The following is a 7,671-nucleotide window of genomic DNA, read 5'->3' on the forward strand; positions in this document are numbered from 1 at the left end:
GGGGGGCGAAGTCGAGGGTGCGGGAGTTGGCGATGTGGTGGTCGTCGAGGCCCATGGCGCGCAGGGTGTCCCATTTGGCGGGGCTGGCGGTGGCGAAGACTTCGGCGCCCCAGTGGCGGGCGAGCTGGACGGCGGCCATGCCCACACCACCGGCGGCGGCATGGATCAGCACCCGCTCACCCGCCTTGAGCCCCGCCAGATCCCGCAGCCCGTAATACGCCGTCAAGAACACCGTGGGGACGGAAGCCGCCTCCTCGTAGGACCAGTCGTCGGGGACGGCGGCGAGGGCGCGCTCGTCGGCGATGGTCAACGGGGCGAACGCTGCGGGGAATCCGCCGAAGACGCGGTCGCCCGGAGCGAACCGGGTGACGCCCGGACCCGTCTCCACCACCGTGCCAGAACCCTCGGTGCCCAGGCCCTCGTTGGACGGCGCCATGCCGAGGGCAACGGCGACGTCGTAGAAGTTGAGGCCGGAGGCGCGGACCTGGATGCGGACTTCGCCGGGTTCGAGAGCGCGGGTGGCGCGGGGGTTGTCGGTCTTGCCGACGTCGTCCAGCGTGCCGCCGCCCTGGGCGTCGACGCGCCAGTGGTCGGCGGCGTCGAATCCGCCGACGGCGGGGATCTGCCCGCCGTTTGCCGCTCGCACCACGCGCGGGACGAGTACCGCGTCGTTNCGCCCTGGGCGTCGACGCGCCAGTGGTCGGCGGCGTCGAATCCGCCGACGGCGGGGATCTGCCCGCCGTTTGCCGCTCGCACCACGCGCGGGACGAGTACCGCGTCGTTGCGGTGGGCGAGTTGGGGTTCGGTGGTGGTGGCGGCCCGGGAGAGCAGGGGCTGCCAGTTGACGGTGGAGGGCTCGGTGGCCGGGTCGCAGTCCAGCAGGACGAAACGGTCCGGGTGCTCGCTCTGCGCGGTGCGGATCAGACCCCACACCGTCGAGGCGGCCAGATCCGTCACATCCGTGCTTCCGGTGCCCTGGCCGGCCGCGACGGCACCACGGGTGACGACGAGCAGGCGGCTGGACTCCAGCGACGGCTCCGCGAGCCACGCCTGCACCACATCCAGCACACGGGCCGCCACCTCGAACGCAGCCTCCGCGCCCTCGCCCAGAGCGCACATGATGCCCAGCTCCGGCACTACGCCCTCGGCGACCAGGGCCGCCACATCTTCGACCACCGTCACGTCCGGCAGCTCGGCGGCCACGCCCAGCTCGTCGGCGCCGACAACGACCGACGACGGCAAGGACGTCTGCCCTGCGTCGGACGCGGGGATCCAGGAGAGGGCGAACAGGTTGTTGAGGGCCTGGCTGTGGGAAGCGAGCTGGTCCGGGTCGAACGGGCGGATGTGCATGGCGTCGATGCGGGCGACCGGGTTCCCGGCAGGGTCGGCAGCGGTGATCTGCAGAACGCCGTCGCCGATGGAGCGCAGAACGACACGGAGGGCGCGCGCGGAGGTGGAGTGCAGCGTGATCCCGTGCCAGGAGAAGGGCAGCCAGATCCGCTCGGAGGGGAAATCCGGGTGGTGGCTCAGACCATGGAGCGCGGCGTCGAGGAGCGCCGGGTGGAGCCGGTAGTCGGCCGCCTGCGGGGCGGAGGCATCGGGGAGGGCGGCCTCCGCGTACACCGTGCCGTCGGCGTCCTGCCAGACGTTCCGCAGTCCCCGGAAGGCCGGCCCGTAGGAGTAACCGCGGTACGACAGCAGCTCGTAGACGTCACCTGCGGCCACCGGCGTCGCCCCCGCGGGCGGCCAGGAGCGCAGCGCGGCGAAGTCCGCCTCGGCGTCCTGGGGCTGCGCGGCCTCGGGCGCGAGGACGGCCTGGACATGGCGGGTCCACACGCCGTCCGTGGACCCGGCGTCCGGGGTGTACGGACGTGAGTGGACGCCGACGGCGCGCCGGCCGTCGGGATCGGGGGCCTCGATCACCACTTGCAGGTCGACAGCGCCGTCGGACGGAACCGCCAGGGGGGTGTGGGCGATGAGCTCGTCGATGGTGGGGCAGCCGACGTGATCGCCCGCCTGAATGAGCAGGTCGACGAAGGCGGTGCCGGGGAGGAGGGCGGTGTCGGTGATGGTGTGGTCGGACAGCCAGGGGTGGGCGGCGTGGGTGAGCCGTCCGGTGAGGATGTGCTGGTTTTGGGTGGCGGTGTCGATGGCGGTGGTGAGGAGGCCGTGGTCGAGGGGGGTGAGGCCGGTGTGGGTGAGGTCGGTGGTGGTGCGGGTGCGGTCGAGCCAGTAGCGGGTGTGGTCGAAGGCGTAGGTCGGCAGCTCCGGTGACGACGTCGAAGCGGGGATGAGGGCGGGCCAGTTGAGGGTCTGGCCGGTGGTCCACACCCGGGCCAGAGCCGTCAGCAAAGTTGCAGGCTCCGGGCGGTTGGTGCGGGTGAGGGGGATGAGGGTGGTGGTGGCCTGATGTTCTTCGGGCAGGCACTGGGCGGTCATCGCGGTCAGGACGCCGCGCGGGCCGACCTCGGTGAAGCCGCGCACACCCTGCGCGCTGAGCGTGCGGACGGCGTCGAGGAACAGGACCGGGCGGCGTACCTGCTCCACCCAGTAGTCGGGGGTGAGCAGTTCGTCGCCGGCGGTGCGCCCGGTCAGGTTGGAGACGACCGGCAGGGTGGGGGCGTGGTAGGTGAGGGAGGCGGCGATGCGGCCGAACTCTGCCAGCATCGGCTCCATCCGCGCGGAATGGAACGCGTGCGAGACCGTCAGGGCCTGCGTCTTGATGCCCTGCTCACCCCAGGCGGCAGCGAGAGTGGCCAGGGCGTCGAGGTCACCGGAGACCACCGTTGCGGCCGGCCCGTTGACCGCCGCAATCTCCACACCCTCATACCCGGCGATCATCTCGGTGACGTCTTCGGCGGGTGCCGGGACGGAGAGCATGCCCCCGCCCGCGGGCAGGGCCTGCATGAGCCGCCCGCGCGCGGCCACCAGCCGGCAGGCGTCCTCCAGACTCCACACCCCCGCCACATACGCGGCGGCCAGCTCACCGATCGAATGCCCCAGCAGGAAGTCCGCACGCAGACCACACGCCTCCACCAGCCGGAACAACGCCACCTCGAACGCGAACAGCGCCGTCTGCGTATACACGGTCTGGTCCAGCAGGGCGGCCGGCTCACTGCCCGGCTCGGCGAACATCACCTCCCGCACCCCGGGCCCCTCCATCACCCGGTCCAGACCCCCACACACCTCATCCAACGCCGCCGCGAACACCGGCGACACCCCATACAACTCCCGCCCCATACCCGCACGCTGCGCACCCTGACCGGAAAACAGGAACGCGGACTTNCGCACCCCGGGCCCCTCCATCACCCGGTCCAGACCCCCACACACCTCATCCAACGCCGCCGCGAACACCGGCGACACCCCATACAACTCCCGCCCCATACCCGCACGCTGCGCACCCTGACCGGAAAACAGGAACGCGGACTTGGACCGGCCGGCGACAACATCCGTCACCCCGTTGCGGGGGACTTCACCGGTCTCCGCGAACGCCTTCAGTCCGGCGAGCAGTTCCTCGCGGTTCTCGCCCGTCACCACCAGCCGGTGACGCAACGCCGAGCGCCGCACCAGCGCCCGCCCGAGGGAGGCCGGGTCCGCGGCGTCGCCCAGCTCGGTGACGAAGTCCAGCAGCCGGGCGGCCTGCGCCCGCAGACCGCCGGCGCTGCCGCCCGACAGCACCCACGGCACCGCCGAACCCGACACCACCGGAGCCACCTCGACGACGGGCGGCTCATCCACCGGCTCCTCGGCCGGGGCCTCTTCGAGAATCACATGGGCGTTGGTGCCGCTCACGNCCGGCGCTGCCGCCCGACAGCACCCACGGCACCGCCGAACCCGACACCACCGGAGCCACCTCGACGACGGGCGGCTCATCCACCGGCTCCTCGGCCGGGGCCTCTTCGAGAATCACATGGGCGTTGGTGCCGCTCACGCCGAAGGAGGAGACCCCGGCCCGGCGCACCCGCTCGCCGCGCGGCCAGGTCACCGGCTCGGTCAGCAGCGACACCGCGCCCGCGTCCCAGTCCACGAACGGCGACGGCTCACCCACATGCAGCGTGCGCGGCAGCTCCTCCTGCCGCAACGCCATCACCATCTTGATCACACTGGCCACACCGGCGGCGCTCTGGGTGTGGCCGATGTTGGACTTCAACGACCCGAGCCACACCGGGCGTTCGGGCGAGCGCTCCTGACCGTAGAGGTCGAGCAGGGCCTGGGCCTCGATCGGGTCGCCCAGCTTCGTCCCGGTGCCGTGCGCCTCCACCGCGTCCACGTCGCCCAGGGTCAGCCCGGCGTTGGCCAGGGCCGCGTGGATCACGCGCTGCTGCGACGGGCCGTTGGGTGCCGTGAGGCCGTTGCTGGCGCCGTCCTGGTTGACGGCGCTGCCCCGCACGACGCCCAGCACCCGGTGTCCCCGGCGGCGGGCGTCCGAGAGCCGTTCGAGCGCGAGCATGCCGATGCCCTCGCCGGCGCCGAAGCCGTCCGCCGCGGCGCTGAAGGGCTTGCACCGTCCGTCGGCCGCCAGCCCGCGCTGACGCGAGAACTCCATGAAGGCGACGGGGCTGGCCAGCACCGTCACGCCACCGGCGAGCGCGAGCTCGCACTCGTTCTGCCGGAGCGCCTGGACGGCCAGGTGCAGCGCGACCAGCGACGACGAACACGCGGTGTCCACCGACACCGCAGGCCCCTCGAAGCCGAACGAGTACGACACCCGCCCCGACAGCACACTCGAAAGGTTGCCGGTGAGGGTGTAGCCCTCGACGATCTCCGGGACGTGTTCGAGGTCGGGGATGTACGCCGAGGTGGACGCGCCGACGAAGACACCCGTCCGGCTGCCCTTAAGCGCCGCCGGGTCCAGGCCCGCACGCTCCAGCACCTCCCAGGAGACCTCCAGCAGCAACCGCTGCTGCGGATCCATCGCCAACGCCTCACGCGGCGAGATCCCGAAGAACTCCGCGTCGAACCCCGCCACATCGTCCAGGAAGCCGCCGCGTCGGCTGTAGGACTTGCCGGACTGCTCGGGGTCCGGGTCGTAGAGGTCCTCCGGCCACCCGCGGTCCTCCGGTATCGGCGAGGTGGCGTCGACCCCGTCGGCGACCAGCTCCCACAGCTCCTCGGGGGAGTGCACCCCGCCCGGGAGCCGGCAGGCCATGCCGACCACCGCGATCGGCTCCCGCGACGCGTCGGCCAGACGGCGGTTCTCCCTCTCCAGACGCTCGGTCTCCTTCAACGAGGCCCGCAGCGCTTCGACGATCTCTTCGTTCGACGTTGTCATCCTGGAATCTCCGCTCTCACCACAGGGTCAGGAACCGTTCGCACCGCGTGCCATGCGCACCAGATCCTCGAGTGCCATCGAGTCGATCCGGCTTCCTCCGGGTTGTGCCTCTCGCGCCGCTCCTTCCTCGACTTCCTTGTCTTCGCTGTCTTTCCTGACCTGCTGCTGCGGTGCGGTCCCTTCCCCAGGCGTCGTTCCCTCCGGCCGGGGCATCCGGCTGAGGAGGTGTTCGGTCAGCGCCTCGGAGGTGGGGTGGTCGAAGACCGAGACGGGGGAGAACCTGAGCCCCGTCACGGCGTTGATCCGGTTGCGGAATTCGATCGCGGTGACGGAGTCGATCCCGAGCTCCTTGAACGCGACGTCGGGGTCGATGTCCTGGGTGCCGGAGTAGCCCAGCACGGTGGCGAGTTCGGCGCAGACCAGGCGGAGCAGCTCGCTCTTCCGCTGCGCCTCCGGCAGGTCGGCCAGCCGGACCGCTTCCGTGGTCTCGCGGGGCGCGGGGGCGGCGGTGGCCGCCGTGTGCGGCGTGACGAGCTCGGAGACGAGCGGGTGCGGCCGGGTGGTGTTGAACCGCTCGGCGAACCGCTCCCAGTCCACATTGGCGATCGCCACGAAGGTGTCGTCGTGGTCCAGCGCCTGCTGGAGCGCCATGACACCGAGGTGCGGTGTCATCAGGTCCATGCCGCCCAGGCTCAGCCAGTCGATGAAGCCCTGGTCCTCCGCCATGCCCTTCCCGGCCCAGGCGCCCCAGGCGATCGAGGTCGCCGGACGGCCGGCGGCGCGCCGGTGCCGGGCGAAGGCGTCCAGGTAGGCGTTGCCGGCCGCGTACGCGCCCTGTCCGACGTTGGGCAGGAGGTTGCCGTAGGAGGAGTAGAGGACGAAGGCCGACAGGTCGTGGTCCTCCGTGAGCCGGTGGAGGTTCTCGACGGCCCGGGTCTTCGGCAGCAGGACCCGCTCCAGCTGCTCCGCCGTCATCTCGTTCACCGGCCCGTCGTCCACGACACCGGCCGTGTGGATCACGGCGGTGAGCGGGCGGTCGGCGGGTATCGCGCCGATGACGCCGGCGAGGGCGTCCTCGTCCGCGATGTCGCAGGCGGTGATGGTGACCGACGCGGCACCCAGCTCGGTGAGTTCGCCGCGGAGCTCCTCGGCGCCCGGGGCGTCGGGGCCCCTGCGGCTCAGCAGCAGGACGTGGGCGCCCTTGCGGGAGAGCCAGCGGGCGACGTGGCCGCCCAGGGCGCCGGTCCCCCCGGTGATGAGGGTGGTGCCGGAGGGCTGCCAGGGGCTGGACGGCTGGGTGTTGTCCAGCGAGGCGCGCACCAGCCGGCGCACGTGGATCCCGTTGTCCCGGACCGCCAGTTGGTCCTCGTCCCCGATCCCGGCCAGTGCGGAGCAGAGGAGCGCTCCGGTCGTGTCGTCGAGGGCCGGGGGCAGGTCGACCAGGCCCGCGAACCGGTGCGGGTTCTCCAGACCGGCGACGCGGTTGAGTCCCCACAGGTGCGCCTGCACGGGGTGGGAGAGCTCGTCGCCGGACGCCGTGGAGACGGCACCGGACGTGGCCGACCACAGCCGTGCGTCGCAGCCCGCGTTCTCCATGGCCTGCATCAGCCGGACGGTGGCGACGAGCCCGGACGGGATCACCGGGTGGTCCGGGTGCGGCGACTCGTCCAGCGCGAGGAGCGACAGGACGCCGCCGACGGGCTGGTCCGCGGAGGCGGTGAGCGCGTCCGTGACCTCGGTCAGGTTCTCGGCGGAGGCGTCGACGGCGATCACCACGGCCTTGCCGCCGTGCTCGTCTATCGACCGGCCGCAGGCCGCCGCCAGGTCGGAGACCTCCGGGCCGGCGAGCTGCCGGGGCACCACCAGGAACCAGGTCCCGGTCAGCGCCGCCCGCGGGGCATCGGCGGGTACGGGGCGCCAGGCGATCCTGTAGCGCCAGTCGTTGACGGCCGTGTTCTCGCGGTGCCGCTGCCACCAGCCGGAGAGCACGGGCAGAACGGCCTCCAAAGAGGCCCGGTCCGCCTCCTGTCCGAGGCCCAGCAGCCCGGCGAGCTCCTGGCCGTCCTGCTGCTCGACCATCCGCCAGAAGCGCCGTTCCTCCAGATCCGCGCCGGACGGCCGGGCGCCCTTCGCCTCGGCAGGCTCGTCCAGGGGCAGTTCAAGAGGCTGGACTTGACTGTTGTGTGTGGTCCAGGTGAGGGGGAGGCCGGTGGTCCAGGTGTGGGCGGCGTTGGTGAGGAAGCGGGTGAGGGTGGCGTCGTTGCGGCGGAGGGTTCCGGTGACGGTGGTGGTGTGGGGGTTGGTGGTGGGGTGGGTGTCGATGGTGTCGGTGATGCCGGGGGTCAGGACGGGGTGGGCGCTGGTTTCGATGAAGTGGGTGAATCCGTCGTCGAGCAGGG

General features: G+C 72.0%; 1 protein-coding gene and 4 pseudogenes. All 5 read right to left on the reverse strand.

Annotated elements, in window-relative coordinates:
- Positions 1-310: pseudogene (locus HN013_RS31895) on the reverse strand (polyketide synthase); the annotation flags it as partial.
- A gap of 87 nt (positions 311-397) precedes the next feature.
- A pseudogene (locus HN013_RS34045) lies at positions 398-931 on the reverse strand (hypothetical protein); the annotation flags it as partial.
- Positions 817-3,384, reverse strand: a pseudogene (locus HN013_RS33825) (acyltransferase domain-containing protein); the annotation flags it as partial. The pseudogenes HN013_RS33825 and HN013_RS34045, both read right to left, overlap by 115 nt.
- 346 nt (positions 3,385-3,730) lie before the next feature.
- Positions 3,731-5,251, reverse strand: a pseudogene (locus HN013_RS33830) (type I polyketide synthase); the annotation flags it as partial.
- A 48-nt stretch (positions 5,252-5,299) separates the two neighbouring features.
- Positions 5,300-7,671, reverse strand: a 2,372-nt coding sequence (locus HN013_RS31910; RefSeq protein ID WP_171172475.1) for an SDR family NAD(P)-dependent oxidoreductase, incomplete at its 5' end; no start/stop codon positions are given.

It is taken from the genome of Streptomyces sp. I05A-00742, assembly GCF_013055795.1.
GTDB lineage: Bacteria > Actinomycetota > Actinomycetes > Streptomycetales > Streptomycetaceae > Streptomyces.